Annotated in this window: 27 protein-coding genes and 3 pseudogenes; 12 read left to right on the forward strand and 18 right to left on the reverse strand. The window is 65.5% G+C overall.

What is annotated here, in order from left to right; translation table 11 throughout:
- The first annotated feature begins 47 nt into the window (after positions 1–47).
- Both MSM1_RS19490 and MSM1_RS19495 read left to right on the forward strand, forming a co-directional pair.
- Complete coding sequence (locus MSM1_RS19490) at positions 48–1088, forward strand: tyrosine-type recombinase/integrase (protein WP_213441018.1); 1041 nt, start codon at positions 48–50, stop codon at positions 1086–1088.
- Positions 1085–2926 (forward strand): tyrosine-type recombinase/integrase, encoded by a 1842-nt coding sequence (locus tag MSM1_RS19495; RefSeq protein ID WP_236056920.1) that lies wholly within the window; start codon positions 1085–1087, stop codon positions 2924–2926. Before MSM1_RS19490 ends, MSM1_RS19495 begins: the two co-directional genes overlap by 4 nt.
- 73 nt (positions 2927–2999) lie before the next feature.
- Here the strand turns inward: MSM1_RS19495 and MSM1_RS23095 are convergent.
- Positions 3000–3437, reverse strand: a pseudogene (locus MSM1_RS23095) (tyrosine-type recombinase/integrase); the annotation flags it as partial.
- Between the two features lie 96 nt (positions 3438–3533).
- Between MSM1_RS23095 and MSM1_RS19505 the strand changes: the two are divergent.
- Positions 3534–3758 (forward strand): hypothetical protein, encoded by a 225-nt coding sequence (locus MSM1_RS19505; RefSeq protein ID WP_213445473.1) that lies wholly within the window; start codon positions 3534–3536, stop codon positions 3756–3758.
- Between the two features lie 141 nt (positions 3759–3899).
- On the opposite strand, the gene MSM1_RS19510 is transcribed toward MSM1_RS19505, so the two are convergent.
- The gene (locus tag MSM1_RS19510; RefSeq protein WP_213445475.1) at positions 3900–4757 is read right to left on the reverse strand and encodes a hypothetical protein; all 858 of its coding nucleotides are present in this window, start codon (positions 4755–4757) and stop codon (positions 3900–3902) included.
- Positions 4758–4927: 170 nt separating this feature from the next.
- Positions 4928–6082, reverse strand: a complete 1155-nt coding sequence (locus tag MSM1_RS19515) for an alpha/beta hydrolase (protein WP_213445477.1) — start codon at positions 6080–6082, stop codon at positions 4928–4930.
- 407 nt (positions 6083–6489) lie between these two features.
- Between MSM1_RS19515 and MSM1_RS19520 the strand changes: the two genes are divergently transcribed.
- Positions 6490–6723 (forward strand): hypothetical protein, encoded by a 234-nt coding sequence (locus tag MSM1_RS19520; RefSeq protein WP_213445479.1) that lies wholly within the window; start codon positions 6490–6492, stop codon positions 6721–6723.
- Between the two features lie 340 nt (positions 6724–7063).
- Here MSM1_RS19520 and MSM1_RS19525 read toward each other — a convergent pair whose 3' ends face one another.
- The 3 genes from MSM1_RS19525 to MSM1_RS22190 are packed head-to-tail and all read right to left on the reverse strand — an operon-like array spanning position 7064 to position 8684.
- Positions 7064–8029 carry a hypothetical protein gene (locus MSM1_RS19525; RefSeq protein WP_213445481.1) on the reverse strand — a complete coding sequence of 322 codons (966 nt, stop codon included), beginning with the start codon at positions 8027–8029 and terminating at the stop codon, positions 7064–7066.
- 23 nt (positions 8030–8052) lie between these two features.
- On the reverse strand, positions 8053–8388 hold the full coding sequence (locus MSM1_RS19530) for a helix-turn-helix transcriptional regulator (protein WP_213445483.1): 336 nt from the start codon (positions 8386–8388) through the stop codon (positions 8053–8055).
- Positions 8388–8684, reverse strand: a complete 297-nt coding sequence (locus tag MSM1_RS22190; protein WP_307857445.1) for a tyrosine-type recombinase/integrase — start codon at positions 8682–8684, stop codon at positions 8388–8390. The genes MSM1_RS19530 and MSM1_RS22190 overlap by 1 nt, the downstream gene beginning before the upstream one ends.
- Positions 8685–8697: 13 nt before the next feature.
- On the opposite strand from MSM1_RS22190, the gene MSM1_RS22195 reads away from it, so the two are divergent.
- Positions 8698–9267: a hypothetical protein gene (locus MSM1_RS22195; RefSeq protein ID WP_236057278.1), complete on the forward strand. Its 570-nt coding sequence runs from the start codon at positions 8698–8700 to the stop codon at positions 9265–9267.
- Between the two features lie 9 nt (positions 9268–9276).
- Here MSM1_RS22195 and MSM1_RS22200 read toward each other — a convergent pair whose 3' ends face one another.
- The 4 genes and pseudogenes from MSM1_RS22200 to MSM1_RS23105 form a co-directional block, all read right to left on the reverse strand.
- The gene (locus MSM1_RS22200) at positions 9277–9510 is read right to left on the reverse strand and encodes a hypothetical protein (protein WP_236056929.1); all 234 of its coding nucleotides are present in this window, start codon (positions 9508–9510) and stop codon (positions 9277–9279) included.
- 130 nt (positions 9511–9640) lie between these two features.
- Positions 9641–9847, reverse strand: coding sequence for a tyrosine-type recombinase/integrase (locus MSM1_RS19540; protein ID WP_307857446.1), 207 nt, complete (start codon positions 9845–9847; stop codon positions 9641–9643).
- Positions 9789–10166 carry a tyrosine-type recombinase/integrase gene (locus MSM1_RS23100; RefSeq protein WP_374101747.1) on the reverse strand — a complete coding sequence of 126 codons (378 nt, stop codon included), beginning with the start codon at positions 10164–10166 and terminating at the stop codon, positions 9789–9791. The genes MSM1_RS19540 and MSM1_RS23100 overlap by 59 nt, the downstream gene beginning before the upstream one ends.
- A gap of 209 nt (positions 10167–10375) precedes the next feature.
- A pseudogene (locus MSM1_RS23105) lies at positions 10376–10714 on the reverse strand (site-specific integrase); the annotation flags it as partial.
- A gap of 142 nt (positions 10715–10856) precedes the next feature.
- Between MSM1_RS23105 and MSM1_RS19550 the strand changes: the two are divergent.
- From MSM1_RS19550 to MSM1_RS19555, 3 genes are all read left to right on the forward strand, one after another.
- Positions 10857–11117 (forward strand): transposase, encoded by a 261-nt coding sequence (locus MSM1_RS19550; protein ID WP_213445489.1) that lies wholly within the window; start codon positions 10857–10859, stop codon positions 11115–11117.
- A gap of 137 nt (positions 11118–11254) precedes the next feature.
- Positions 11255–11755, forward strand: a complete 501-nt coding sequence (locus MSM1_RS22205) for a hypothetical protein (RefSeq protein WP_236056932.1) — start codon at positions 11255–11257, stop codon at positions 11753–11755.
- A gap of 50 nt (positions 11756–11805) precedes the next feature.
- Positions 11806–13026 (forward strand): IS1634 family transposase, encoded by a 1221-nt coding sequence (locus MSM1_RS19555; protein ID WP_236056935.1) that lies wholly within the window; start codon positions 11806–11808, stop codon positions 13024–13026.
- An 82-nt stretch (positions 13027–13108) separates the two neighbouring features.
- Here MSM1_RS19555 and ltrA read toward each other — a convergent pair whose 3' ends face one another.
- On the reverse strand, positions 13109–14539 hold the full coding sequence (gene ltrA / locus MSM1_RS19560) for a group II intron reverse transcriptase/maturase (RefSeq protein ID WP_307857447.1): 1431 nt from the start codon (positions 14537–14539) through the stop codon (positions 13109–13111).
- Positions 14540–15040: 501 nt separating this feature from the next.
- Here ltrA and MSM1_RS22210 point away from each other — a divergent pair.
- The 3 genes and pseudogenes from MSM1_RS22210 to MSM1_RS19580 all read left to right on the forward strand — a co-directional run.
- Positions 15041–15871: pseudogene (locus tag MSM1_RS22210) on the forward strand (transposase); the annotation flags it as partial.
- Positions 15872–16036: 165 nt separating this feature from the next.
- The gene (locus MSM1_RS19575) at positions 16037–16264 is read left to right on the forward strand and encodes a CopG family transcriptional regulator (RefSeq protein ID WP_236056940.1); all 228 of its coding nucleotides are present in this window, start codon (positions 16037–16039) and stop codon (positions 16262–16264) included.
- A gap of 5 nt (positions 16265–16269) precedes the next feature.
- Positions 16270–16677, forward strand: a complete 408-nt coding sequence (locus tag MSM1_RS19580) for a type II toxin-antitoxin system VapC family toxin (protein ID WP_213445797.1) — start codon at positions 16270–16272, stop codon at positions 16675–16677.
- 67 nt (positions 16678–16744) lie between these two features.
- Here the strand turns inward: MSM1_RS19580 and MSM1_RS19585 are convergent, their stop codons facing one another.
- The 7 genes from MSM1_RS19585 to MSM1_RS19615 form a co-directional block, all read right to left on the reverse strand.
- Positions 16745–17623 (reverse strand): SDR family oxidoreductase, encoded by an 879-nt coding sequence (locus MSM1_RS19585; protein ID WP_213445498.1) that lies wholly within the window; start codon positions 17621–17623, stop codon positions 16745–16747.
- Between the two features lie 24 nt (positions 17624–17647).
- The gene (gene mshC, locus MSM1_RS19590) at positions 17648–18883 is read right to left on the reverse strand and encodes a cysteine--1-D-myo-inosityl 2-amino-2-deoxy-alpha-D-glucopyranoside ligase (RefSeq protein ID WP_213445500.1); all 1236 of its coding nucleotides are present in this window, start codon (positions 18881–18883) and stop codon (positions 17648–17650) included.
- Positions 18884–18998: 115 nt separating this feature from the next.
- Entirely contained in the window at positions 18999–19802 is an 804-nt protein-coding gene (locus MSM1_RS19595) for an inositol monophosphatase family protein (RefSeq protein ID WP_213445502.1), read from the reverse strand.
- A gap of 263 nt (positions 19803–20065) precedes the next feature.
- Positions 20066–20728 (reverse strand): glutamate-cysteine ligase family protein, encoded by a 663-nt coding sequence (locus MSM1_RS23110; protein WP_213445504.1) that lies wholly within the window; start codon positions 20726–20728, stop codon positions 20066–20068.
- 308 nt (positions 20729–21036) lie between these two features.
- Positions 21037–21360: a transposase gene (locus MSM1_RS19605; protein WP_213445507.1), complete on the reverse strand. Its 324-nt coding sequence runs from the start codon at positions 21358–21360 to the stop codon at positions 21037–21039.
- A 303-nt stretch (positions 21361–21663) separates the two neighbouring features.
- Entirely contained in the window at positions 21664–21870 is a 207-nt protein-coding gene (locus MSM1_RS19610) for a hypothetical protein (protein ID WP_213445509.1), read from the reverse strand.
- 50 nt (positions 21871–21920) lie between these two features.
- Positions 21921–22799 (reverse strand): PAC2 family protein, encoded by an 879-nt coding sequence (locus MSM1_RS19615; RefSeq protein WP_213445511.1) that lies wholly within the window; start codon positions 22797–22799, stop codon positions 21921–21923.
- A gap of 130 nt (positions 22800–22929) precedes the next feature.
- Between MSM1_RS19615 and metH the strand changes: the two genes are divergently transcribed.
- Positions 22930–26517: a methionine synthase gene (metH, locus tag MSM1_RS19620; RefSeq protein WP_213445513.1), complete on the forward strand. Its 3588-nt coding sequence runs from the start codon at positions 22930–22932 to the stop codon at positions 26515–26517.
- The last annotated feature ends 122 nt before the right edge of the window (positions 26518–26639 follow it).

The following is a 26639-nucleotide window of genomic DNA, read 5'->3' on the forward strand; positions in this document are numbered from 1 at the left end:
TCCAGCGGGGCTGACGCGGATGCTGGCGGCGGGAGGTTGTCGTGTTCATGCCGTGCCTGGTTCGTCACCATCGTGGGGCGGAGCTGGTCGCGATCACCCTGGGGCATTCGCTGCTGGATGACTACCTGGCCTTCGTTGCGGCGCGAGCCCGGACCAACACATGGCTGGCGGTGGCGTCGGATTTGAAGATCTTCTTCGGTGTAGTTGCCAAGCAACCGGCTCAGGTGAACGCCGCAGATGTCTTCGCGTTCTTGGCTTCTCAACGCACTGCCCGCTTGGGCGAGCAGGTGGTGCGGTTGGAGGACGGCGAGCCAGGGTTGGCGTCGCGCACGATCGCCCGCCGGTTGTCCAGTGTGCGTGGCCTGTATGCCTACCTCGCGGCCCGCGGTGATACCGGCGTCACCTGCAACCCCGTCCCGACAAGCCTGGCGGCGCGTCGCCCCGGTGCTCGGCGCGGCAAGGGCGGCGTGCCGTTGATCCGCACCCCGCGCACGCTGCCCCGGGTGCTGGTGCCAAGCGAGGTCGACGCGTTGCGGGCGGCGCTGCGCACCCACCGCGACCGGGCCATGGTCGAGGCGATGCTGCTGGGTGGTCTGCGACGCTGTGAGGTGCTGGGACTGCGCCTCGACGATGTCAACGCCGGCGAGCGGCGGGTGTTCGTGGCCGAAGGCAAGGGCGGTCGGCAGCGGATGGTGCCGGTATCGGCGCGGTTCTTCGCATCGCTGGGGGACTATCTGGATCAGGAGCGCCCGCAGACGTCGACCGATCGAGTGTTCGTGGTGTTGAAGGGATCCCGGCGTGGCGAGCCGTTGTCGGCTGCCGGTCTGGACGAGATCCTCGAGGGTGCGCGCGGTCGCGCCGGGCTGACCCAGGCGACGTGCCATCAGCTGCGGCACACCTGTTTCACCCGGCTGCGGGAGGCGGGGATGGCGCTGGAGGCGATCCAGGCTCAGGCCGGCCACGCATCGATCGACTCGACCCGCATCTATCTGCATCTGGCCAACGACTGGCTGGAACGGGAGTACCTGCGGGCCGCCGAGGCGATCGAGGCGCAGGTCGTCGCGTCCGGTGAGGCGGCCGAGAAATGAACCGGTCACCGGCACCTCGCCCCGACATCGAGGAGCTCGTCGAGGCGTATAGGGCCGACCTCGTTGCGGCCAGGATGTTCGCGGGACACCCGGTGACCTCGGTGGCCCGCACGTTCTTCACCCGCGTGGGTGTGGCGGGCTGGTCTGCGTTGCCGCTGGCAACCCAGTGCGCTTTGCCGCTGAAGGATCGACGGGTGGTCGGTTGGCTGATCGTGACGGGACGGCTGCGGCCCAGCCCGGACTATCTCGTGGCGTGCCGGCCCTACCTCGGCGAAGTCGCCGCTCACCATCACCGCAGGTTCCACCAACGGTTCGTGGCGACCTCCACTGAGCTCGGGTTCGGTCCCGTCGTGACCCGCCTGCAGTGGTCCGCCCTGGCCAAGGTGGCCGCGCTGGCCGGGCTGACTCCAGAGAAGCTGACCCAGCCGGTGATCGATACGCAGCGAAAAGCGTTGATCAGCGCGATAACTCGCCACCGACCCGGCAGCCACGGCGCCAAGGCACTGAGCGCGGCGCTGTTCGGTGCGCAGACCACCCTGTTCCACCTCGGCGTCCTGGACACCGCGCCCCGCAAGACCAGCCCAAACCGCTCGGCTGAACGGGCCGCCCAGTGGGCGGCGGTCCCGCCGCGGCTGGCGGCCACCCTGACCGGTTACATCGCCCAGACACGGCTGTCGCTGCGGGCGTCGACGATGGTGCGCGTCGAAGGCGTGCTGCGGGAGTTCGCCGGTTGGCTGGCCGCGAACGCCCCCGAGGTGGTCTGCGTCGCCGACCTGCGTCGGACACACATCGAGGCCTACAAGCTGCACCTGAGCACCCGGCCCTCGGCCCGCGGTGGGCGGTTGTCCAAGATCAGTCTCGCCGAACACCTCGGTACCCTGCGCACCTGCTTCGACCGGCTCACCGAATGGTGCGGCGACGACATTCCCGCCCGCGTGCTCATGTTCACCGGCGACCTGCCGCTGCGCGACGACCCGCTGCCCCGCTTCCTCGACGACGCCGCGTTCACCAAGCTGCTGCAGGCCACGCGCACCGCTGATGATCCGTTCGTTCGACTGTGTGTGGAGTTTCTGGCCCGCACCGGGCTGCGCAAGGGCGAATTCCTCGATCTCACAGTTGATTCCGTGGTGCAGATCGGGGCGGCATACTGGTTGCACGTGCCGCTGGGGAAACTGCGCACCGACCGCTACATCCCCTTGCACCCCCAACTCAAGGACCTCCTCGACGCCTGGATCGCCAACCGACCCACCAGCTTGCGCAGCCCCTACCTGTTTATCGAATACGGCCAACGCATCGGCGAGGGCCGCGTCGATCGGGCAGTCGCTGAAGCCGCGAAAGCGGCTGGCATCGGCCGTGTTTCGCCGCATCGTCTCAGGCATACCTTGGCGACCCAGGCGATCAACCGCGGCATGTCCCTGGAAGCGCTGGCCGCGCTGTTGGGTCACCGATCTATGCGTATGACGCTCGTTTACGCCCGAATCGCCGATCGCACTGTCGCCGACGAATACTTCTCCGTCAGTGAAAAAGTCGAAGCCCTCTACGATCAGCCGCGCGCACTTCCCGCCGACGCCGAAGGCGCTGAAATGCGCAAGCTCCGTGCCGAGATGCACCGCCGCATGCTCGGCAACGGCTACTGCGCCCGACCCGTCGGCCTGGACTGCCACTTCGAATCCATCTGCGAATCCTGCACTTTCTTCCAGACCACCATCGAATTCCGCCCGACTCTGCAGGCACAACGCGACGACGCCGCCGAGAAAGGACAACTCGGGCCGCCAGAAAGTGTTCGACGGACTGCTCGCCCGCCTCGACGATGCCGCCTCCTGACCGCACCCACTTGACAAGATCACCCGCATAATGGTCAAGCAGGACTCGGACCACCTCTTGCGGGACGTCACGGTTGATCAGTCGGCAGGCGAAGGTATGCCGCCATTGATGCGGTGTGAGGCGTACCGGTCGACCGTGTTCGTCGCGGATGTCGCAGGTGTCGAGCCAGCGTTGCAGCTTCGCGCGGTACGCTTTCGCGCCGCATGGGCGCTGACCGTTGGCGTTGGAGGTTGTGCGTGGGAACAGGTGCGGGCTGCCGTTCGGCCAGCGCCGCCGGACACGATCTTGCTGGGTGCGGATCTCGCGTTCGAGGTCCTCGTCGATGGGGACCGAGGCCTCGCGGTTCATCTTGTTGTTGCGGTAGCGCAGATATGGGGCACCGCGCCCGTCGTGGATCAGGCAGTCGAACGGCAGCGTGCAGGTGTCTGTGACGCGGAGCCCGCAGCCGATCATGATGATCGTTATGAGCCGTGCCTGCGGATCGTGCCAGCGGTCGAGGTTGGCAGGTTGCTCGATCTGGTTCATGACGTGTTCGGCGACTCTGCGAGTCTCGTGGGGAGGCCGCTTCGGGTGGTTGTCGGAGAAAAATACTGCGGTGGTTGGTAATTGGTCGTTCCATCGGTGACGTCGGATGGCTTCGAAGAACAGCTGCAGGCCGCCGATCTGTGCGGATCTGGTGACCGCCGCGATCGGCTGGGTGGCCAGCCAGGCGAGAAACCGTTCCAGCGTGGCGCGATCGATATCGGCGAGGCTGGTGATATCGGTAGTGGTGGCGAGGAACTCGCTGAATCGGGTGAGTGCGTTCAGGTTGCCGACGACGGTTTCGACGTTGCGTCCGCCCGATAGCCGCAACCGGATCCAACGTTTGGCGAGTTCCCGTAGCCACGGTTGGGTGATCCGGTCGAACCGGAGCTGGGCATGCCGACGTGTCTCGCCTGCCGTGAGCACCAGCCCTGGCAGCCGGGACAGTCGCCAGATGTCGCGAGGCTATTCGGCGTCCCAGCCGGTTTCCTCACACAGGGCGTCGAGCGTGTCGCGGACGAAGACGAGGAACGCGGCCGCCCGGCGGTACTTGCCGACATCGCGCCGCTTGCCGGCGACGCCGCGCCAATGCTCACGACTACGATCCAGCAGCGACGATACCCCGGCGGCGAGCAGGTACCGGATGGCGATCGTCACCGCAGTCGTCGAGATACGGGTAGTGGCAGCGTCGACGCGAGACTGTACGGCGTATTGCAGTTCCAGCCTCAGCTGCGGGCTCAGGCCGCGAAAGTCGATGAATGCTTTGCCGAGACGCTCGCAATCGCCGACGAACTCATCAAGATACGGTAAGGCGCGGTGGCGCCACCGAGCTTGGTGCGACCTGCAAAACGGGCTGCCGAACTCGGCCCACAGGTCGCAGTACGACAGGCGGCACGTAGTCTGCTCGCCGGGATCGGCGACTGGTGCGGCGGTGCTCGCCCACGCGACTGGATCCGGATGTCCGTCACGTTCCCATCGACCGCGATGCTTGCTGCACAAGCCTTTTCCGGCGGTGCCGTAGCGGCAGCCGGTGACGGCACAGCGGCCCAACCGCGACCGGCCCCGCAGCGGGGGTCCCGGATTGGTCAGGAACTCGGTCAGCGGCGGCCGGCCGAGGTCGCGCCAGCGCAGCCGATGCCCGTTGCAAATCCCGTGATCGGCGACCGGGTAGTCGCAGCCGGGCACCGCGCAGTCCGCAACCCCAAGGACCGGGTCGGTGGTCGCCGGAACCAGCACGTCAGCACGAAATTCCGGTCGCACCACCGCCATCAGGTGTTCGAGCAGACTCGCTCGGCCAGTGGCCCGGCTGCTCGAGGCGGTCACAGCCGCACCTGCCGTCCAGTGAACCAGCCCGCGGCCTCCAGGGTCTTTCGCGCGTCCTCGACGCTGAGGTGCAATGGTGACGTCGGATATTGGAACTGTCCGAATCCCTCCCCTCCTTGTTGGGCAATGGCGAGCACTCGGGTGCGGGTTCGGGTCGGTCAGTATCGCTCTCAGCTGTGGGCGATGTGGGCGAGGATCGCGGCGACGGCAGCAGGGTTTGCGACGTGTGGGCAGTGACCTGTACGGATGTCGGTCGTGGATACGCCCAATCGATCTGCGGCGGCGTGGCGCATCCAGTCGGGACGCAGCGTTTGGTCGGCGGTCGGCAGGATGTAGGTCGACGGGATGTTCGGCGGTGTCGGCGGTGGTTTCTGGCCGTAGGCCGCGGTGGGAACGAATTTGCGCAACGTGCGCATAGCCCACGGCATGGTCTGAGCTGGGCAGTCGTGGAAGAGGAATCGTTGCGCGAGTTGGGGTTCGCCGACCGGGTCGGCTCCGATCCAGTCAGTATTGAAGACTTTGGTTGGATCGGATTCGAGTTCCTCGATCAAGCTGCGGCCGCCGCCGAAGTCAGGGACGTAAGCGGCCAGCCACACCATGGCAGTAGCCTCGATTGACTCGGCGATCGCCGACAGTAGGATGCCGGACCCGGAATGCGCGACGGCGATCCGGCGACGTTCGGGGCGGCCGGCCTGTTCGGCGGCGACTCTCGCGTAGTCGTCGACGGTGAATTCGGGGTGGTTGTTCGGTAGGTCGACCGTCACTGGCTGGTGCCCGAGTCGCGTGAGTTCGTCGCCCAGGCGCTGCCAGCCGGCCGATGACTGCGTCGTCCCGTGAATCAACACGAATTCCACTGGATGTTCGCCCCGTTCGCTCACGGCGCAATCCGATATGCGCGCTTGCACCTCGTTTCGTGGTGACCCGCTTCCTCGTCGGCTGACCTCGGCGGCGTAGCTGGACCAGTCTCCTGCGGAGAGGCGTTGCCAGGAAACGGCGACGTCGGTGTGGATGCCCAGGGTGCGTGCCAAGATCGCGGCGGGGATCTCGGTGGCGAGCTGGAACAGGGCAGTGCTGCGAGCGGGGCCGGGGCGGATCCCGAGTCGGTTGAGTCGATGGGTCAGCTGGCCGGTGCTGATCGGTCGTGTGGGCTGGCCGCCGGGAAGAAGCCAGGGCGAAGGTGCCAGAGCGCCGATTGTGGCGTGGCCCTTGCGGTTGGCGACGACGGATCGGGCGATCTCGGCGACGGGCTCGGGGAGGTGGATGGGTGCGCGGCCTAGTTGCAGGCTGACCGGGTCGCTGGTGGTGTCGATGTCAGTGACGACCATTCGGCAGATGCTGGCCGGGTTCTGGGCGTAGAGGAGGACGAGTAGGCCGGCGAGGCGGTCTTCGGGTTTGAGGTTGGTGTCGTGCAGGAGGCGTCGCGCGGTGTTCCAGCGGTGCTGCTCATCGAGGGATTGGGTGGGGCCGGTTCCATCGGTGGGCGCGCGCTCGGACGCTGGTCAGCTTGTTGTTGTGGGCCCAGCGGATGAAGTGCCCGGCAGGACCGCGATATGTCGCGGTGTGGTCGGTCAGCCAGCGATCGAGGTCGGCTTGCCCACAGCTGCTGAGCGTGAGCCCGTTGACGGTCAGCCAGTCCAGGAAAGCGACAGCTCCGTAGGTGCGCTGACGGACGGACGCAAACTGCTGGATGGTGGTCGGGCGGCCGTTGTTGCGTTGCCGCAATCGACGAACAGTGCAACACTTTCCGCGGTTCGGGGTCGACTTGGGCAGCCAATGTCTGGCTGACGAATCGTTCGATCCGGATCATTTGTTCATCGCGGGCGGGCAGGGCGCCAACGCCGACAAGGACCTCGCGCAGGTGCGCCAGCGGCTGGCTTTGGGGCAGTTCGTCGAGCGCGTCGTGTGTCAAGTCGCGGCGACCGGCAGCGAGATCGGCCAGGACCGGAGCGACGGCCTTCTTCTTTAGCCATCGCATGGCGGTGATGGGGTGTTCGGCGGTAGCGATGTTGTGCCGTAGCGCCTGCAGCCCGGGGTGAAGCGATGCCGACGGCGGGCCGAGGATCTCGTTGAGTGACTTGTTGATCAGGCAACGACCGCATTGGCCGGGATGCGGGTAGGAGGGGTCGTTGCAGGTTGGGCAGTCGTGCCAGACTTCGCGGGTGGTGCAGTCCTGGCAGCGTGGCTGGGTATGGGTGCCCGAGATGATGGGCGCCGTCTGTCCGCAAGAACAGCATCGTGCTGTGTGGTGCTGGCAGTCCGGGCACCACGGCCGCCCGGTGATTCGAGATGTGCCGCACGGTCTTTCCTTACCGCAGATCGAGCAAGTCGTGATCGGCAGTGGGCGGGCAGCATCCGCAGATCGGCCCGTCCAGTGTTCGGAGGCTGACCGGGCGTCGTCGACCGCAGTTGAGGCAGACTTCGAGGTTGTCGGGGTCGGTGATCAAGCAGTTCGGACACAACGGCCGACCGTTGTGGTCGCGGGTCGCTGGTTCGCGATGCGCGCCGCAGCGTGCGCATTCCTCGATGCGGGTATGCGCGATGCAGGTGCGGCAGACCCGCTGCCCATCGAGGGGTTTGTCGATCGTGACGACGCGACGACACCGCGGACACGCCGGCCGCACGATGCCGCCGATACCCGCGGCGCGAAGCGCGCCGATCAACGGAACGATCGCGCGCACGGGCGCGAGATAGCCGGCGCCAGTGAGCAATTCGGGTTGGGCTTCCAACGCCCAGCCGATCTTTCGTTGATGTGTCGGCCGGGATGCCAGCTTGCGGACCGCCGTCGCGATCACGTCGCGGTCGGCAGCCGGATCCAGCTGGGCGATCACGGCGTAGATGACCGAGATCGGATCGCGTTCATCGCGATCGGGACATTGCGCGCATCGAGGCCCTCCAGCGCGATCACGGGTCGCCACGCGTTGCTGTTGACCGCAGGCGGCACATGCAACCGGGCGCAGGCTGCACGACCCGCAATACCAGTCCTGACCCACCCGCTGCAGAGTCCGCAACTGCTTCTCGCATCCGGCGCACACCGGCGCCGACACCGCCGCACCGGCAGACCGCAGTGCGATCAATAGATCACCGACCGCCCGGGGTGCCGGAAAGCGCCCGTCGCGCAACACAGCCGAATGGTCAGCGAGAAAGGCTGCCAGACGCCGCGACTTTGCCCGACCGCCGGCGATCGTCGAGACGATTGCGCGGATCTCCTCGCGAGCAAGCCGATCATCGACCGCCACGACCAGCTCGGTGATGAACTCGACCGGATCGGTCACCGCGCGGCCGTGATCGATGTGAATCACCGCAGCTTGGCGCCGCGAACGCGTGCCCGCTTGGGCCGCAGACTCCCGATGCCGGCTTCAGCTCCCGCGGCTTTCTTCCGGTGTGTCCCGGCCGTGGCGGGCGCGACCGGCTCGATCAGATCGTCCAAGGTGCAGTCCAGGATGTCGAGCAGCGCCATCAGAACCTTCAGGCTCAGCCGTTCGGGACGTTCGACGACCAGCCGGTAGACCTGGCTCGAGGACAAGCTGATGCCGCGCTGCTGCAGCGGAGCGATCAGGTCGGTGGTGGCGAACATGCCGCGGTCGGCCATGACCTTGCGCAGGTGCCATTGATAATCGAGCTTGGCAGGCATCAGCTGTCCTTGCCTGCCGGGATGCCCGCATCGAGCGCGGGCGCCAGCGCTCGCTGCAGCATCGTGTTCACGTAGTCGGTGCTGACGTGGGTGTAGATGGCCGTCGAGCTGTCGCATTCGTGCCCAACCTGGGACTGAATAAATCGCCGATCGACACCATCCTCGGCGAGATGTGTAACGTAGGAGTGGCGGATTGAGTGCAGCACAAGCGCTTTCGGTAACTTCAATGCGTCGCGGTAGGCCACGAGCCGAGCGTTGATCTCCACGGATTTGATCCGCCCGCCCCGCTCGGTCACCCATAGGGCTTGGGTGGTCGTCACACCCGAACTTCGGCCGGGCATTCTCGACGTAGTCGGCGACCGCCTCCACCGCCCAATCCATCACCGACAACACGTTCCGACGCCGCGGCGGCTGGCCCCTCTTGGCCTTGCCGTAGCGGACATTCAGCATCCCGTAGCGCTCGAACTGCGGAGTCTTCGGATTCCGGCCGAAATCAACCAGGTCAAGCTTCGCAGTTTCCGTGCGCCGCAAACCCCAGCCGTAGATGACCTGGAAGATCGTCGCGTCGCGATAGGCAGCGAGGGCCCCTTTGCGTTTCGCCCGAACAGCGCGCTCGACCTGATCGTCGGCGTAGTCGAGGAACCGCTGGATCTCCGCACGCGTGAACGCGCGCGCCTCCGGGCGGCCCCCATAATCGTTCAGGTGCGCGATCGTATTCCACTCGTGACAGATCGGCACAGGATGATTACCCGGCCCGAACTGTTTCTCGCACACTGCAATCCAGCCGTAACGGGCGTCGCAGAGGTACTCGTTGAACAACCGCAGTTCGGTCTGGTAGTCGCGGATCGTCGACGGCGCCAGATGCGCCTCGGCTGTTAACGATTGGGTCTACTCATCGACGTGGCCGGGCAGCCAGTGCCACGGATACTCGTTGGTGAACTCGACGAAGCGGCGCACCAGCCGCTCCCGCGGCGCGACGGTCTCTTCCCGCAGCCCGCGCGCGGTCTGCTGGGCCCGCCAGCCGCGCAACATCGCCTCCACCGTGGCGTCCTCTGGGCGCAGTTGTACCACCCCGGAAACCAGCTCCAGATGCGCCGCACCGGCCAGATCCTCTTGTCCCACACCCGCCTCCAACCCCGAATCGACGCGACCCTCTGAGGCAAGGATCGTGCATCAAACGGGTTAGCGATTCAAGCAATGCACGTGATCCGGCGTGTCGAGCTAGCGGCTTGGAACCATTCCCGCACCTTGCTCAGCTGGCGACCTGCGGAACCGCGCCCATCTGATGCAATTCCCGAGCTTTCCCGTAGGTGTCGACCGTGGTGGTGATCGACGCTTGGCCCAGAAGCTGTTTGACGCTTTCCATCCCCGTGCCGCGCCGCAGCAGCCAGGTCGCATACCTATGCCGGTACTGGTGGGGCCCGAAATCGATGCCGGTGCGCACCCGCAGGCGACGCACCAGGTCCTAGACCGCGGGGTAGGCCCACGGGTGTCCCTTCGGCTCCGACCACAGGTTGACGAACACGTAGTCCGAATCCAGGGCGCCGTACTCGCCGTTGAGATAGTCGACATAACAGGCGCATCAGCTCCGGGCTGGTCGGGATCGTCCGGCACACGCCGGTCTTGGCCCGGGCGCCGTTGTCGTTGGGTCGCGGCCGGACGGTAAGCGTCCTGGCCGCGATGTCGAGATCCTCGTGGCGCAGCCCCAACGGCTCACCGATGCGGACGCCGGTGTCGAGCAGCAGGGCGAACAACAGCCGATCCGCAGATGCTCGCACGCGTCAAGAATCCTCTGAGCCTTTTTCGCGGTAAGGACTTTCGGCCGCGGCCGAGGATGCGTCAGCGTGACCGCGCGGCGCCGTCGGGGTTCATTCTTGGTCACATGGTGCAGAAACGGTTTGTACGCCGTTGCCGACCGGCCGCGCCCGCTGGTCGGTTGCATGCCGATTAGCAGCCCGGTCAACTCGACGCCATGGCGGGCGTGGAACCCGCAGAACGACGTCAGGGCAGCGAGCTTGCGGTTGACGCTGGCGGCCCAACAGTGATGCGCGACCGTCGGCAGCACCGCGACCGTCCCGTCGCGGGCCGGCGGTGACAGCCGCAGCCACGCCACGAACCTAGCGACATCCTCCAGCGTCGCCGACCGCCAGTCACGGCCGTGACCACCCAGATACGTGAACCAGTCCTTCAGATCATGCGCGTAGGCCTTGATCGTGTTCGGCGACTTCTCGATCGACGCCAGATAGGCCAGGAACCGCTCTACCGGCTCGACCGGCAACTGATCATCACCAAGCACCGTCCACGACTCGAACTCGGTCTGCGGCATCACAACACGCCGCACCCGCAACTGGCACCTCCCACTCTCCGTGATGGACAGCACAAGGTAATCCCATCCACCACGCCGGATCGGGGATTTCCGACATCCGTCATGCACGTGGCGGACGACCGGCTAGCAGCTCCACATAACGGTGAAGACCACCGCCGGGCCCATCACTTTGCAGCGGCCGAAGGTGCGTGGCGCCACCGAGCGGTTCGGCGCCCAGTTGTTGGGCACGGGGGTGACCAAGACCAACGCGTTGGAGGCGCTGGTGATCGCCGGGTTCGTGCGCGGGTTGTCGACCCGCGACGTGGAGGCCGCCCTGCTCGAGGCGGCCGGTGAGGCCGCCGCGGTGTCCCAGTCGACGGTGTCGCGGATCTGCGAAGACATCAAGACCCAACTCGAGGCCTAAACCGAAGTTACTGGTGGTGAGCGGGGGAAATGGGGCGCTGAGCTGGAATTTGTGATGATCGGACATAAAAAATGTAGCCACTAAATTAGGTGTGTCTATGCCGCTGCTATTACGAATTCACTTTGTAGCATTGGGATGTGACAAAACCAGCCGGCATGCATGTAGCCCGGACGTCGAGTAAGTATGTGGACAAGGGGGGCAATGTTCGCCACTACGAATCGATCTTGGTGCGCCGCACGTTCCGCCAGGGCGGCAAGGTGCGTCACGAAACGCTGGCCAACCTGTCCAAGCTGCCGGCCGAGGCGGTCACCGCGTTCGAGGCCATCTTGAAAGGTCAAACATTGGTGGAGGCCGGTACTGAGTTCGCCATCACCCGCGCCTTGCCGCACGGGCATGTGGCAGCGGTAGCGGCAATGGCCCGCAAGGTGGGTATGCCCGCCCTGCTGGGGCCTTCTGGCCGGTCACGGGATCTGGTGTTGGGGTTGATCATCTCCCGAGTGGTGCGACCAGCCAGCAAGCTGGACACACGGGCGTGGTGGGCTGAGACCACCTTGGGCACCGACCTGGGTATCGCCGACGCCTGCACCGACGAGATCTACGCCGCGATGGACTGGCTCGTGGGCGCCAAGACGCTATAGAGCGCAAGCTGGTCGCTCAACATCTTGGGCCGCGGGTTAACCCGTCGAAGATGGCGTTGTTCGATCTGTCGAGTACGTGGATGACCGGGCGTCACTGCGAGTTGGCGGCACGCGGGTATTCCCGTGACGGTAAAAAAGGGTTGCCGCAGATCAACTTCGGGTTGCTTGGCGACCGCGAGGGCCGCCCGATAGCGGTGCGGGTATTCCCTGGCAACACTGCTGATCCCAAGGCGTTCACCACGATCGTGGGCGATCTGCAAGACACGTTTCGATTGGACAATCTGGTGATGGTCGGTGATCGGGGAATGATCACCACCGCCCGCATCAACGCCCTGCGCGAACTCAACAATGCCGGAGCCGATTTCGGGTGGATCACCGCGTTACGCGCACCAGCGATCGCCGCGCTGGCCGCCGACCGGGGCCCTTTGCAGATGAGCCTGTTCGACCAACAGGATCTGGTCGAGATCAACCACCCCGACTATCCCGGCGAACGGCTGATCGCGTGCCGCGACCCACTGTTGGCCGCCCAGCGTGCGGCCAAACGCACCCAGCTGCTGGCCGCCACCGAAAAACTGTTAGCGCCCATCGAAAAGCGGGTGGCGGCCGGCCGATTGTCCGGGGCCGCTGACATCGGCAAGACTGTGGGCAAAGTGTTGGGAAAGTACAAGATGGCCAAACATTTTGACACCACCATCAGCGATGAGAGTTTCACCTACCGCCGCAACCAAACCGCCATCGATACTGAAGCCGCCATCGACGGCATCTACGTGATACGCACCAGCGTCGATGCCGCAGAACTCACCCCGGCCGCTGTGGTGCAAAGCTACAAAGACCTGGCCAACATCGAACGCGACTTCCGCAGCATCAAAACCGACGACCTCCAAGTGCGGCCCATCCGCCACCGCCTCGACGACCGTGTCAAAGCGCACCTACTAATCTGCATGCTGGCCCGCTACCTGGTATGGCATCTCCGCAAAGCCTGGGCGCCATTGACTTTCACCGATGAAAGCCCACCAGCCCGCGACAATCCCGTAGCCCCCGCCCAACGCTCAACCGACGCTGACACCAAAGCCGCCCACAAACAAGACACCGACGCTAACCCCATACGCAGCTTCGCTGGCCTGCTCGCACACCTCAAAACCCTTACCCGCGATAGGATCCGCTACCAGGACACCGACATCGAGATAGACAAACTCGCCGACCCAACCTCTCAACAACGTCGGGCTTTCGACCTCATCGAAGCCACCATCCCCCTGACCATCACCGCGTAGCCACAAACACAAACCAGAAAACCAGATCGCGGTAGGGACCGCTCTTGCGAGCGGCCCCCCGCACAGATCCCAGCGTGCGGGATTACCGCACTGGGCTCCTGCCTTGGATTCTGGCGTCGAATCGCACGTTGGGAAAGGGGTACCGCACGCGGGCGGGTGGCAGCCACCTCGTGGTGAGAGGACCCATCTGTGTCCAGTTCAGTCGCTTTCGTTGGCTGCGGCGCCGAAGCGCGTTAAACCACAGCTGACTTACCTGAGCACGAAAGGCCGCTACCGCATCGGTGTTGCCGGGCACGGCATAGTAGGCCATATGGCCGGTCACCACACTTCGTAACCACTTGCCTTGCACCGGTATGGGCTGATGCCGGCGCCGCTTGAGTTGGTCATTGACCTCTTTGAGCTTGGCCCGCATCCGTTTACCGATCGTGATGCGCCGCAACCAGAACCGTCCACGCTTGGTGGTCCCGCAGAAATGCGTGAAACCAAGGAAGTCGAACGTCTCCGGCTTCCCCAGACCCCGCGCCTTTCGCCGCCGAGCGGCATGCCGCCCGAACTCGATCAACCGGGTCTTATCGGGATGAAGTTCCAACCCGAACTTCGCGAACCGCTCGCGAAGACCAGCCCAGAACCGTAGCGCATCCTCTTGATGTTCGAAACCAACAGTGAAATCGTCGGCGAACCTGACAATGACCACGTCACCCTCGGCGTACCGATTCCTCCACCATTGAGCCCACAAGTCGAATACGTAGTGCAGGTACACGTTAGCCAGCAACGGCGAAACCGATGCCCCCTGCGGTGTCCCTTCTATGTTTTTCGACCACTGCCCGTCCTCGATGACACCTGCGTTCACCCACTTCTGGATGAGCCGCAGGACCCGCTTATCCGCAATACGGTGCTCGAGAAACCTTTCTAACCAACTGTGATCGAGTTGGTTGAAAAAGTCGCGGACATCCGCGTCAAGCACCCAGTTCACTCTCTTCCGCTCGATTCCGACCGTCAGCGCGTCCAACGCATGATGCGGGCCGCGTCCCGGCCGAAACCCATAAGAAAAGCCCAGGAAGTCCACCTCATAGATCGCGTTGAGTACCTCGACGACGGCCCGCTGGACGATCTTGTCTTCCAACGAGGCGATACCGAGCGGCCGCAACCGCCCGTCCGCCTTCGGGATATACATCCGCCGCGACGGTTTCACCCGGTAACGCCCTGCGTGCAGCCTGCCGTGCAGGTCATGAAGGTTAGCCTCCAAATCCTGCCGGTAGGCTGCCCACGTCACACCGTCAACCCCCGGAGCAGCCCCCGGGCGGATCGCCCAAAACGCTGACCTGAGACGGTCGACGCTGACGTGGTGCAGCAGCGCTGTGAACCGTGCTTCCTTATCTCCTTGTGCCACCCGGCGCACACGATCCAGCGCACTTGACGCGCCTGACCCGGCTCTGCGTCCGAGACGCGTTTTGCTGGCCGTGTTCTCCTTGGCCAGCCCCCTTTCCTCCACCACCTCCGCCGCCGCTGTCACGGCTTTGTTCGGCAGCTTCGCAGGTACTACGGGGCTGTCAGACTTCCCACGCTCGTACATCTCAGGCGTACCGCCTTGGCGTTCCCGGAGCGGCCCGCCCGGTGATCAGCCAGACGGGCAAGACATGGGACCTCCCGGTTCTCGCGCATGAAGATTCCGTACATGCCCTGGTTCTCTGACCGCGCGGGATCCCCTGACGGCTCGCGATAACGCCGCCAGCGATGTTGCCTTCCACGTGTTTTGACCGTGTCGGCATCCCGAACTCCTTGATTTCGCGGCTCAATAGCCCGGCCTGCACGTGCCCCTTCCAACGCTTCGCCAGTGCCCTCACGAGCACCCACGCATGGTTGGGGTCATCGTGGATCGCTAGTCCTTCGATGTAGAGCTGTCTCATCTCCTTCTTCATGCCGGTTTATCCCGGCGCTCCAAAACCCCAGGTCAAAGCCAAAAACCCCTACCCAAACAGCAGTAACTTCGGCCTAAAGCGCCCGCCGCCTCGACGACGTCGAGCTCGATTACTTGTTCCTGGATGGGTCGCATTTCCAGTACCACGCCAACGCCTCGGCCGAGCCGGTGCTCGCGGCGTGGGGCATCGACACCGACGGCAAACCGGTGTTCGTCGGGCTCGACACCGCCTGCAGTGAGTCCGGGGATGCCTGGGAAGGTTTCCTCACCGGGCTCGGTGAGCGCGGCCTGGCGTGTCCGCTGCTGGTGATCTCCGACGGCGCACCCGGGTTGATCGGCGCGGTGCAGACCACCATGGGCGGCGCGCTGCGCCAGCGGTGTGTGGTGCATCGCGCCAGAAACCTCCTGGCCACGGTGCCCAAGAACGCCCACGCCGAGGTCAAGGCCGACTACTGGGCGATCTTTGACCTGCCCGACAACATCCAACCCGGCCTGGATGCGGTCACACTCGCCCGAAACCGCATCGACGCGTTCGCCAAACGCTGGCGCGACTCCTATCCGGCGGCGGTGCGGGCCCTGCTCGATGACCGTGACTCGCTGACGGTGTAGCTGCAGTTTCCGCGTGAGCACTGGACCAGGGTGCGGCACTCAAATTTTATCGAGCGGACGTTCGGGCAGACCCGCCGTCGGGTCAAGGTGATCGGTCGGCTGCCCGGCGAGCACTCCTGCCTGAAGCTGGTGTGGGCCGTACTCGACCGCGCCTCGGCCGGCTGGCGCGGGTTCACCATGACGCCCGCCGGGCTGCGGCTACCGCAGGAGCTGCCAAGGTCGTTGCATGACCCACCGACTCAACTGCCGCAACGGGACTCGGAACTACACATCGAAACCGGAGCGGCGCCGGCCGATTCTGTCGGCGCCATCGCATAGCATCACAACCGCAAGTCAGCGGAATCTGTGTCCGAACTTTTACACCGCTGTTGGGACGCCACCCAGCGCGCCCGTGTCCTAATTCGTGGCGAATGGGTGGTTGGGGCCTGCGCAGCGGCGAGCACGTCCGGCCGGTACGTGGACAGTCGGCGTATGCTGGCATACATGAAACGGACGACGGTCAAGATCCCCGACGCGCTGGATGCCCGTCTACGGCATGAAGCCGCGCGACGGAATATGACTATCTCGGAACTCAGCCGTAAAGCGCTCGAGACGTATCTCGGCGCGGACAGGGGCCGTCGGCGCCTGAATGCGGCGGCCGCCGGCCGTAGCGGCCGTAGCGATGTCTCCGAGCGCATCGAGGAGATTTTGGCGGCGGAGGTTGAACCATAGGGGCAATTGTCGTCGATGCGGGTCCGCTATATGCCTACGTCGACGCTGACGATGCCCACCATGCGTCGTCGCTGGAGCTTCTGCACAGCCATCCGGGTCCGCTGGTCGTCCCGACACTCGTGATCACCGAGGTGGTCTACCTACTGGGTACCCGACTGGGCGTCGAACCTGAAGTGCGGTTCCTCGGCGACCTGGCCGATGGTGCGTTCACCGTTGAGCCGGTAGCAGCGGGGGATTGGCTGCGGATTGCCGAACTTGTTGCACGACACCGAAACCTCCCGCTTGGCACCGTCGACGCCTCCGTGGTGGCCGCCGCAGAGCGGTTAGGCATCAATGAGATCGCGACCGTCGACCGCCGCCACTTCAGCGTTGTCCGACCACGCCATGTCGAGGCCTTTGCTCTTCTTCCGTGAATCCGCGGTCTCGGCGGGGTCGTTTCGTGCCGGCGACTGGCGTCTTCTTCTACTTCTTCTACTTCTTCTACCGCTTTTCCAGGCTCTCGGTGTGGGCGCTGGTTGAACGACCGAGCGCGGCGACCTCGGCGTCCATGCGCGGCAGCAGATCGGGCACGAACCGCCGCACCGGGGCCTCGGCTACGGGTGTTGACAGCACTGGCCGCAGCCAGCGGAGCAGGCCGACCCAGCCCGGGCTGTTGATGCGGCGCTTGCGCCCCTCGATGCCCTTGACGAAAGCCCGCGCGCATTTCTGCACCGATGTGGTGCGGTTGAGCGGGTAGGGCAATTTCGCGAGCATCTCGGTGAAGGTGGTCAGATCGGCCTTGCTGTCTCGCACCATTGGCGTGTCAATCCACGACATGTGGGCCGACCCGACGTCAACACCCAAATGCGCGACCTCCAGCCGCAGCGCGTTGGCAAAATGCTCTACCGCGGCCTTCGAGGCGTTGTATGGCGCCAGGCCCGGGGCGGCGGCGTAAGCGGCCAGCGAGGAGACGATCAGGACATAGCCGTGCCGTTGGATCACCGAGGGCAAAGCAGCCCGAACGGTGTGATACACGCCGAGCACGTTGACGTCGATGAGCCGTGCGAACGCCTCCGGATCGACCCGCAGCACCGACCCGTAGGTCGCGATCCCGGCGTTGGCCATCACGACGTCGATGCCGCCGAAACGCTCGACGGCCAGATCCGCGGCGGCTTGCATCGCCGACAGGTCGCGCACGTCGGCGACCATCGTCAGCACCCACTCGTCACCCAACTCGCTGGCCAGCACGTTAAGCTGCGCCTCGTCCAAGTCGGTCAGCACCAGCTTGGCTCCCCTGGCATGGAGCCGACGCGCCACCTCCGCGCCGATCCCCCCGGCGCTGCCCGTGATGAAAACCACCTTGCCGCTCACCGAGCCCATGGCGAAAACGTATCGCCACACCGATTACAGGTCCACCCCCAGCAGCGCGTCGATAAGCGTGGCAACCGCCGCCGGTGCGGTGCTGTCGTGACCACCGTATTCGAGCGCCTCGCTGGCCCAACCATCCAGCGCGGCAAACGCTTTGGGCGTGTCCAGGTCGTCAGCCAAGTAGCGCCGGACCCGGGCGATGGTGTCGGTGGCATCCGGACCGGAGGGCATCGCCGTCGCCGTGCGCCACCGATGCAGCCGTTCGATTGCCTCGTCGAGAACCTGGGCGTCCCAAAACCGGTCCGCACGATAGTGCCCGGCGAGCAGACCCAGCCGGATGGCCGCAGGCTCGACGGCTTCGCTGCGCAACCTTGACACAAAGACCAGGTTGCCGCGGCTCTTGGACATCTTGTGACCGGCCCAGCCGATCATACCGGCATGTACGTAGTGGCGGGCGAATCGCCGCTCCCCGCTGACGGATTCGGCGTGCGCGGCGGTGAACTCGTGATGCGGAAAGATCAAGTCGGCGCCGCCGCCCTGAATGTCCAGGCCGGTGCCGATACGGTTGAGCGCGATCGCGGCGCATTCAACATGCCAGCCCGGTCGGCCGGGGCCGAACGGCGATGGCCAACTGGGCTCGCCGGGCCGCGCCGCCCGCCACATCAGGGCATCGAGCTCATCGGCCTTGCCCGGTCGCTGTGGATCCCCGCCGCGCTGCGCGCACAGCCGCAGCATGGTGTCACGGTCATAGCCCGATTCGTAGCCGAACTGCGGCGTGGCGTCTGCCCGGAAGTAGACGTCGGGATATTCGCCGTCGACGACGTACGCCGCCCCGGAGGCCAACATCTTCTCCACGGCCTCGACCACTTCCCCGATGGCCTCGCTCGCCGCGACGTAGTCGTGTGGTGGCAGCACCCGCAGCGCCGCCATGTCCTCGCGAAACCGCGCGACCTCACGGGCCGCCAGCTCGCGCCAATCGATGCCGTCGCGCTCGGCGCGCTCGAACAGCGGATCGTCGACGTCGGTGATGTTCTGCACATAGTGCACCTCGTGACCGAGATCCAGCCACAGCCGGTGCACAAGGTCAAACGCCAGATACGTGGCGGCGTGCCCCAGATGGGTGGCGTCATACGGCGTGATCCCGCAGACGTACATGGTGGCGGTGCGACCGGGTGCCACCGGGCGCACCTGGCGATCGGCTGTGTCGTACAGCCGTAGCTCCGGACCGTGTCCCGGCAGTGCCGGGACGGGGGCTGCCGGCCACGAGTGCATAGCATCGACTTTAAGGTGTGGCTCCGGTGTGGCGCCGAGACGGGCCGCGCGGCAGCCGGGAAGGCACCGGCCGTAGAGTCCGTAGCGGTGTAAAGCCGTGGCGCGGCAATCGGTTCTAACCGCCCGACCGAATGGCACTCAGCAGCACATCGACGAGTTCGGGACGGCATATCAGCAGGTCGGGCACGTACGGATCGGGTCGGTTGTAGACGAGCTCAGACCCGTCCAGCCGGGAAGCGTGCAGGCCGGCCGACAGCACCACACCCACCGGGGCGGCCGAATCCCATTCCCACTGGCCCCCGGCATGGATGTACGCGTCCGCGTCGCCCCGGACCACGGCCATTGCTTTCGCCCCGGCCGAGCCGATCCGCACGATCTGGATGTCCAGCCGGTCGCGCAGCCGATGCAGCACCACGGGCGGCCGGCTGGAGCTGGCGGTGACCCGGATCGGCCCGGGGTGGGCCGTCAGGTTGGCCGTGACCGTATCGGTGCGGTAAAGCTCCCCGGCCGCGGGCAGGGCCACCGCCGCGTCGGTGATGGCGCCCCTGGGACCGCCGTCGCGCTGCCACAGCGCCACGTGAACGGCCCAGTCGGCGCGTCCGGGTGTGGAGAACTCGCGGGTGCCGTCCACCGGGTCGATAATCCAGACCCGATCAGCGCTCAACCGGGTCAGATCGTCGTGGGCTTCTTCGCTGAGCACCGCGTCGGCGGGCCGTTCGGCACGTAGCCGACGCAACAGCAGCGAGTTTGCCCGTTGGTCGCCGGCGTCGCCGAGTGCGCACGGATGATCGAACCCGATCTCCTCGCGCACCGCCAGCAGCAGCTTCCCCGCCTCTTCGGCCAGGCTCGCGGCCAGGGCCGCATCCGTCACATCGTGGGAAGCCGGGCTCACCCGACCCAGTATTGCCGAGGCGACCATCCGCCGGAAACTTCAGTCGACACGGCCTTACCCGCCCCCTGGGAAAAGAGCTCATTGACCTTGGCGGCCGGGGACCCTGGCTTCTGTTAGGCACTCACGATTGCGATTGCGTCCAGCTCAGTTGCCGACAAGCCGGCAAGACCGCCGGGGAGCTGTCCGATTGGGGTTCAGGCACCGGCAACGATGGTAGGTTCGGGCGCCGGCAACGATATGACACGATATGACGTGGATAGAGGTGGGTTGGCCCTGCCGGCTGCACAGGGCTACCTCGACGCAGTGGCAGTGGCAGTGGCCGAGCGCCGTGCCGGCGTAGCCGATAAGGGTGAGGAACACCGTTTCGGTGATGACGGTCCGCTGTCAAATGCATCGGTTTCGCAGCAACTTTGGGTGTCGCCGGGCGCTTGTCCGCGATACGTGTAGCGGTCAGCGAACGCCTCAACACAGTCAGCGCCGGTGGATTGTCCTGGGGTTTGGCGTAAATATTTCAGCGCGGTTGCAATTAGGGTCTGTGCGCCGGAGCGCAGGGTCGGGTGGGTGAGGCCATCCCGCGCAGAGGTTCGCCAAAGGTGCCGGGTCTCAGGAAGAGTGGCCAGCAGGTCGGCGGCCACGGGATCGCATGTGGCGGTGTGGACGAGATGGACGGCGGCGGCCCGTAAGTCATGGGGCAAGGCGTCGATCATGCGCAACTCCAGCCAGCCGCGGGGGCGGATGGGCGGGAAAAGCGTCGTGAGGTGGTAACAAAAATCGGCCTCGGTGGGCCACCCAATCGAGTGGCCGTGGGTGATCCAGGTACCGAAACTGAGTCCTGGGGCCACTGCCAGGCTGGCCCCGCCGTTGTTGATGTAGAACACGTCAGCTCCCAGCGCGTACCTGGCCCAGTCGAGTTCGGGGTTGGATGACAGGGGGACGGGGTTGGTGCGTGGCACGCGCTCATCGCCGTCGTCGGCATCGCCCTGCTCGTCTACGGCCTCATCGAAGCCGACCTGCGCGCCGCTCTGGGCCCCAACACCCCACTGCCCGGTCTGCTACCCGAACACCCAGACGCCGTCCCCACCGCCCGCGCCGTGCTGACCGCCTTCACCGACCTACACGCCACCTACACCACCGACGGACTCGTTCTCGACCGACTCACCACAGTCCAACGACTCATCCTCGCCCACCTCGACATCCCCCTACCATGGCACGAAACACGCAGCACCACAACAACATCCAAAACCACAAACCTAAACCCCAACTATGCGGAAAACGCGGCTAGTCTGCTACCGGTGCTGCTCGGAGACGAAGAAGGCCGCGGCTTTTTCAAAAACTCACGATCCAAACGTAATTCGGCGTTCTTTTTACGCAGAGGCTCCAACTCAGCGCGCTCATCAGCATCGAACACCGCGCCAGTATCGCCAGCTTCGGCCGCGTGGCGTTGCAGGCGCACCCAACGCCCCAGCACTGGATCACCGACCCCGATCACGGCGGCCACATGAGCCACCGGGCGGCCGGTCTCAATCACCAGGCGGGCAGCCTGCTCCCCAAACTCCGGGGTGTACTTGCGACGCTTGCCCGACACACGGACATCCTTCCCGCGGGACCAGCAGTCCCACCAGTCAGGTGTCCACCATTAGGGGTCAACCCCACGACAATCCGTGTGATCATGGGTGTGATCACGGATCGTGCGAGTCCCAGGCCCACAATCAGGTCATTTCAGGGCCCCACGGCGTGTCGCCCGAGCCTCCCCATGCCCAGGTTCGTGGAGAAGAGCCCCATAACGACAGCGCGGTCAGCCGGCGGGTCTCGACGTCATCGGACTCAAGGATCAGCCGCCATTGCCCGGGCACCGGCTCGGCCGGCACAGACCCTGGCAGCGCCAGCGTCAGTGCGTGGCGTACTCGTCTTCGTCTAAAATCCGGACGATCTCGGCCAGCTCGACGCCCATCGGCCTGGCTGGAGGATTGCGAGCGGACCGGTTGATGATGTCCTGCAGCTTTGGCTCGGTCTGCCGCTGCAAAGTCGTCTGTTTCGTCTGCCAACGCCGATCGATATTGCGCATGTCATTCTGGCGGTCCGCGACCGAACTCACCCTAAATGTCCGGTTCGTCGTCGGGGCTGACCGTCCGCATCGTCGACGGGCTAGCGCCCGTAGCCCGGGCGGCGGCGACGTAGGTAGCGTTCGAACTCCGCGGCCAACGCGTCGCCGTCGATCTTGCCTAAGGTCTCGTGCATGTCGACTTCGGCGTCGCCGCGCTGCTCCAGCGATTGCACGTATTCGGCCAGGTCCTCGTCTTCGGCGGTCATCTCGGTGACCGCCGCCTCCCACTCTTCGGCCTGCGCGGGCAAATCCCCCAGTGGAACCTCGATGTCCAGCACGTCTTCGACCCGGCGCAGCAACGCCACCGTCGCTTTCGGGTTCGGCGGCTGTGACACGTAGTGCGGCACCGCCGCCCAGAACGTCACCGCCGGAATCCCGGCCGCTACACAGGCGTCTTGGAACACCCCGACAATGCCGGTCGGGCCCTCATAGCGGGCTTCCTGCAAACCGAAGCGCCGCGCAGACTCGGGGGAATACGCTGCGCCCGAAACCGGCACCGGACGAGTGTGCGGAGTGTCGGCCAGCAGGGCCCCGAGGATCACGACGGTGTCGACGTTGAGCTTGTCGGCGATGGCCAGCAACTCGGCGCAAAACGTGCGCCATCTCATGTTGGGCTCCACCCCGTGCATCAACACAATGTCTCGGTCGCTGCCCGGCGGGCGACAGTGTGATATCCGCATCGACGGCCACACCAGTTCCCGGGTAACGCCGTTGACCTGACGGATCACCGGCCGATTGACCTGGTAGTCGTAATACGCCTCGTCGTCGATCTCGATAATCGGGTCGGCTTCCCACACGGCGTCCAGGTGCTCCAACGCGTCGCTGGCCGCGTCGCCGGCGTCATTCCATCCCTCGAACGCCGCCACAGCGACGGTGTGGTGCAATTCAGGCAACGCGGCGCTGGCGTCCGGCGGGATCACATCATCAGCCTACGGCTTTCAGCCCGGCGACGATGCGGGACGTAGCACGTCCCGGGGAGAAGCCGGGCCAGACAGCCCAGCCCGGCGACGATGCGGGACGTATTTGCATAGGCAGGCTATCCTCGCTGAGGTGACTTTCGCTGACGATCATCCATACGACACCGATCTGCTGGACGCATTGTCGCGCCGAGTCATGGTGGGTGACGGCGCCATGGGCACCCAACTGCAGGCGGCAAATCTCACGCTTGACGATTTCCGCGGGCTGGAGGGCTGCAACGAGATCCTCAATGAGACCCGCCCCGACGTCATCGCACGGATTCACCGCCATTACCTCGAGGCCGGTGCCGACGCCGTCGAGACCAACACGTTCGGGTGCAACCTGTCCAACCTCGGTGACTACGGCATCGCCGAGCGGATCCGCGAGCTGTCCCAGCAGGCCACCGCGATCGCGCGCCGGGTCGCCGATGAGTTCTCCACGCCCGAACGCAAACGCTACGTGCTGGGCTCGATGGGGCCGGGCACCAAGCTGCCAACCCTGGGCCACACCGAGTACGCGCTGATCCGCGACGCCTACGCCGAGGCGGCGCTGGGCATGCTCGACGCCGGTGCCGACGCCATCTTGGTGGAGACCTGCCAGGACCTCTTGCAGCTCAAGGCCGCGGTCCTGGGATCGCGGCGAGCGATGGCGCGCTCCGGGCGATACCTCCCGGTGTTCACCCATGTCACCGTGGAGACCACCGGCACCATGCTGCTGGGCAGCGAGATCGGCGCGGCACTGACCGCCGTCGAGCCGCTCGGTGTCGACATGATCGGGCTGAACTGCGCGACCGGGCCCGCCGAAATGAGCGAGCACCTGCGCTATCTGTCCAAACACGCTCGCATCCCGGTGTCGGTGATGCCCAACGCCGGACTGCCGGTGCTGGGCTCGGCGGGCGCGCACTACCCGCTGCAGCCCGAGGAACTCGCCGAGGCGCTGTGCGGGTTCATCGCGGAGTTCGGGCTCTCGCTAGTAGGCGGCTGCTGTGGCACCACACCCGAGCACATCCGCCAGGTGGCCGCCGCAGTCCCACGGGTGCGCCGGGCTGCGCGCGTGATCGTCTCTGAGCCTGGGGTGTCCTCACTGTACTCGATGACGCCGTTCGCCCAGGACGCCTCGGTGCTGATGATCGGTGAGCGGACAAACGCGAACGGCTCCAAGGCTTTCCGCGAGGCGATGCTCGCGCAGGACTACCAGAGATGCCTGGACATCGCCAAAGGCCAGACCCGCGACGGCGCGCACTTGCTAGACGTGTGCGTGGACTACGTGGGCCGCGACGGCGTCGCAGACATGACGGCCCTGGCCAGTCGACTGGCAACGGCGTCCACCTTGCCGATCATGCTGGACTCCACCGAAACCGCGGTGCTGCAGGCGGGTTTGGAGCATCTGGGCGGGCGCTGTGTGATCAACTCGGTGAACTACGAGGACGGCGACGGGCCGGAGTCGCGGTTTTACCAGACAATGGAGCTGGTGGCCGAGCACGGCGCCGCGGTGGTGGCGTTGACCATCGACGAGGACGGCCAGGCCCGGACGGCCGAAAAAAAGGTGCAGATCGCCGAGCGGCTGATCAGCGACATCACCACCAACTGGGGTATCGACGAGTCCGCCATCCTCATCGACTGCCTGACGTTCACCATCGCCACCGGCCAAGAGGAATCCCGGCGCGACGGCATCGAGACCATCGAGGCGATCCGTGAGCTAAAAAGGCGTCATCCGAACGTGCAGACCACACTCGGGCTATCCAACATCTCGTTCGGTCTGAATCCCGCTGCGCGCCAAGTGCTCAACTCGGTCTTTCTGCACGAATGCCGGCAGGCCGGGCTGGACTCGGCGATTGTCCACGCGTCGAAGATCCTGCCGATCAACCGCATTCCCGACGACCAGCGCAATGTCGCGCTGGATCTCATCTATGACCGCCGCCGCGACGGCTATGATCCGCTGCAGGAGCTGATGCGGCTCTTCGAAGGGGTGTCCGCCGCGTCGTCAAGGGAGTCACGGGCCGCCGAGTTGGCCAAGCTGCCGCTGTTCGAGCGGTTGGCGCAGCGCATCGTCGACGGTGAGCGCGACGGTTTGGAAGCCGACCTCGACGAGGCGATGACCCGGAAGCCGCCGCTGGAGATCATCAACGAGAACCTGCTGGCCGGCATGAAGACCGTCGGCGACCTGTTTGGCTCCGGGCAGATGCAGTTGCCGTTCGTGCTGCAATCCGCCGAGGTGATGAAGGCCGCCGTCGCCTATCTGGAACCGCACATGGAGAAATCCGAGGACGATGCGGGCAAGGGCCGCATCGTGCTGGCCACCGTCAAGGGCGACGTGCACGACATCGGCAAGAACCTCGTCGACATCATTTTGAGCAACAACGGCTATGAGGTGGTCAACCTCGGTATCAAACAGCCGATCGCCAACATTCTGGAAGTCGCCGAGGACAAGAGCGCCGATGTGGTCGGGATGTCCGGGCTGCTGGTCAAGTCCACCGTGGTGATGAAGGAAAACCTCGAGGAGATGAACGCCCGCGGGGTCGCGGACAAGTTCCCGGTGCTGCTCGGCGGCGCCGCGCTGACCCGGACCTACGTCGAAAACGATCTCGCCGAGCTCTACGACGGCGAAGTGTATTACGCGCGGGACGCTTTCGAGGGCTTGAAGTTGATGGACGTCATCATGAGAGCCAAGCGCGGTGAGGCGCCCGATGACGACAGCCCGGAGGCCCGGGAAAGGGAAGTCGCCCGCCACAAACAGGCCGAGCGCAAAGCCCGTCACGAGCGGTCGAAACGCATTGCCGCGCAACGCAAGGCGGCTGAAAAGCCCATCGTCGTGCCGGAACGCTCCGACGTCGCCGCCGACGTCGAGGTCCCCGCGCCGCCGTTTTGGGGGTCGCGGGTCGTCAAGGGGCTGGCGGTGGCCGACTACACCGAGCTGCTCGATGAGCGCGCGCTGTTTTTGGGGCAGTGGGGACTGCGGGGTGTGCGCGGCGGTGAGGGGCCGGCGTATGAGGATCTGGTCGAGACCGAGGGCCGACCCCGGCTGCGGTATTGGCTGGACCGGTTGTCCACCGACGGCATCCTGGCGCACGCCGCCGTGGTGTACGGGTATTTCCCCGCGGTCTCCGAGGGTGATGACGTCGTCGTGCTCGCCGAGCCCGGGCCGGACGCTCCCGAGCGCTTCCGGTTCACCTTCCCGCGCCAGCAGCGCGGCCGATTTCTGTGTATCGCCGATTTCGTCCGGTCGCGGGCCCTGGCCGCCGAGCGCGGCCAGGTTGATGTGCTGCCGTTCCAGCTGGTGACGATGGGCCAGCCCATCGCCGATTGCGCCCAGGAGCTGTTCGCGTCGAATGCCTACCGGGACTACCTCGAGGTACACGGCATCGGCGTGCAGCTCACCGAGGCGCTGGCCGAATACTGGCACCGGCGTATCCGCGAGGAACTGAGGTTTTCCGGGGATCGAGCGATGTCGACAGAGGATCCCGAAGCCGTTCAGGACTATTTCAAGCTGGGCTACCGCGGCGCCCGCTTCTCGTTCGGCTATGGTGCCTGCCCGGACTTGGAGGACCGGGCCAAGGTGATGGCGCTGCTGGAGCCCCAGCGTATCGGGGTGACGTTGTCCGAGGAGTTCCAGCTGCATCCCGAGCAGTCCACGGACGCCTTCGTGCTGCACCACCCCGAGGCGAAGTACTTCAACGTGTGAGCGGTGCGCGTCTCAGGGGTAATCCGCCGCGATCGCGGCGCCTGCCGGGCGCACGGCGGTGAGCTGCATGCCACGTGCCGGCCAAGTGGGCCTCCCGCCGGCTTCTGGCCAGTTGACCCGGG

It is taken from the genome of Mycobacterium sp. SM1, assembly GCF_018361265.1.
Classification (GTDB): Bacteria; Actinomycetota; Actinomycetes; order Mycobacteriales; family Mycobacteriaceae; genus Mycobacterium.

Coding starts and splice junctions, on each gene's coding strand:
- mshC (WP_213445500.1), bottom strand. CDS start 18,883: ATGCACTCGTGGCCGGCAGCCCCCGTCCCGGCACTGCCGGGACACGGT.
- MSM1_RS19495 (WP_236056920.1), top strand. CDS start 1,085: ATGAACCGGTCACCGGCACCTCGCCCCGACATCGAGGAGCTCGTCGAG.
- MSM1_RS19530 (WP_213445483.1), bottom strand. CDS start 8,388: ATGCCTGCCAAGCTCGATTATCAATGGCACCTGCGCAAGGTCATGGCC.
- MSM1_RS19555 (WP_236056935.1), top strand. CDS start 11,806: ATGGCGTTGTTCGATCTGTCGAGTACGTGGATGACCGGGCGTCACTGC.
- MSM1_RS19585 (WP_213445498.1), bottom strand. CDS start 17,623: ATGGGCTCGGTGAGCGGCAAGGTGGTTTTCATCACGGGCAGCGCCGGG.
- MSM1_RS19595 (WP_213445502.1), bottom strand. CDS start 19,802: ATGGTCGCCTCGGCAATACTGGGTCGGGTGAGCCCGGCTTCCCACGAT.
- MSM1_RS19515 (WP_213445477.1), bottom strand. CDS start 6,082: ATGGTCGTCACTGACATCGACACCACCAGCGACCCGGTCAGCCTGCAA.
- MSM1_RS19575 (WP_236056940.1), top strand. CDS start 16,037: ATGAAACGGACGACGGTCAAGATCCCCGACGCGCTGGATGCCCGTCTA.
- MSM1_RS19490 (WP_213441018.1), top strand. CDS start 48: ATGCCGTGCCTGGTTCGTCACCATCGTGGGGCGGAGCTGGTCGCGATC.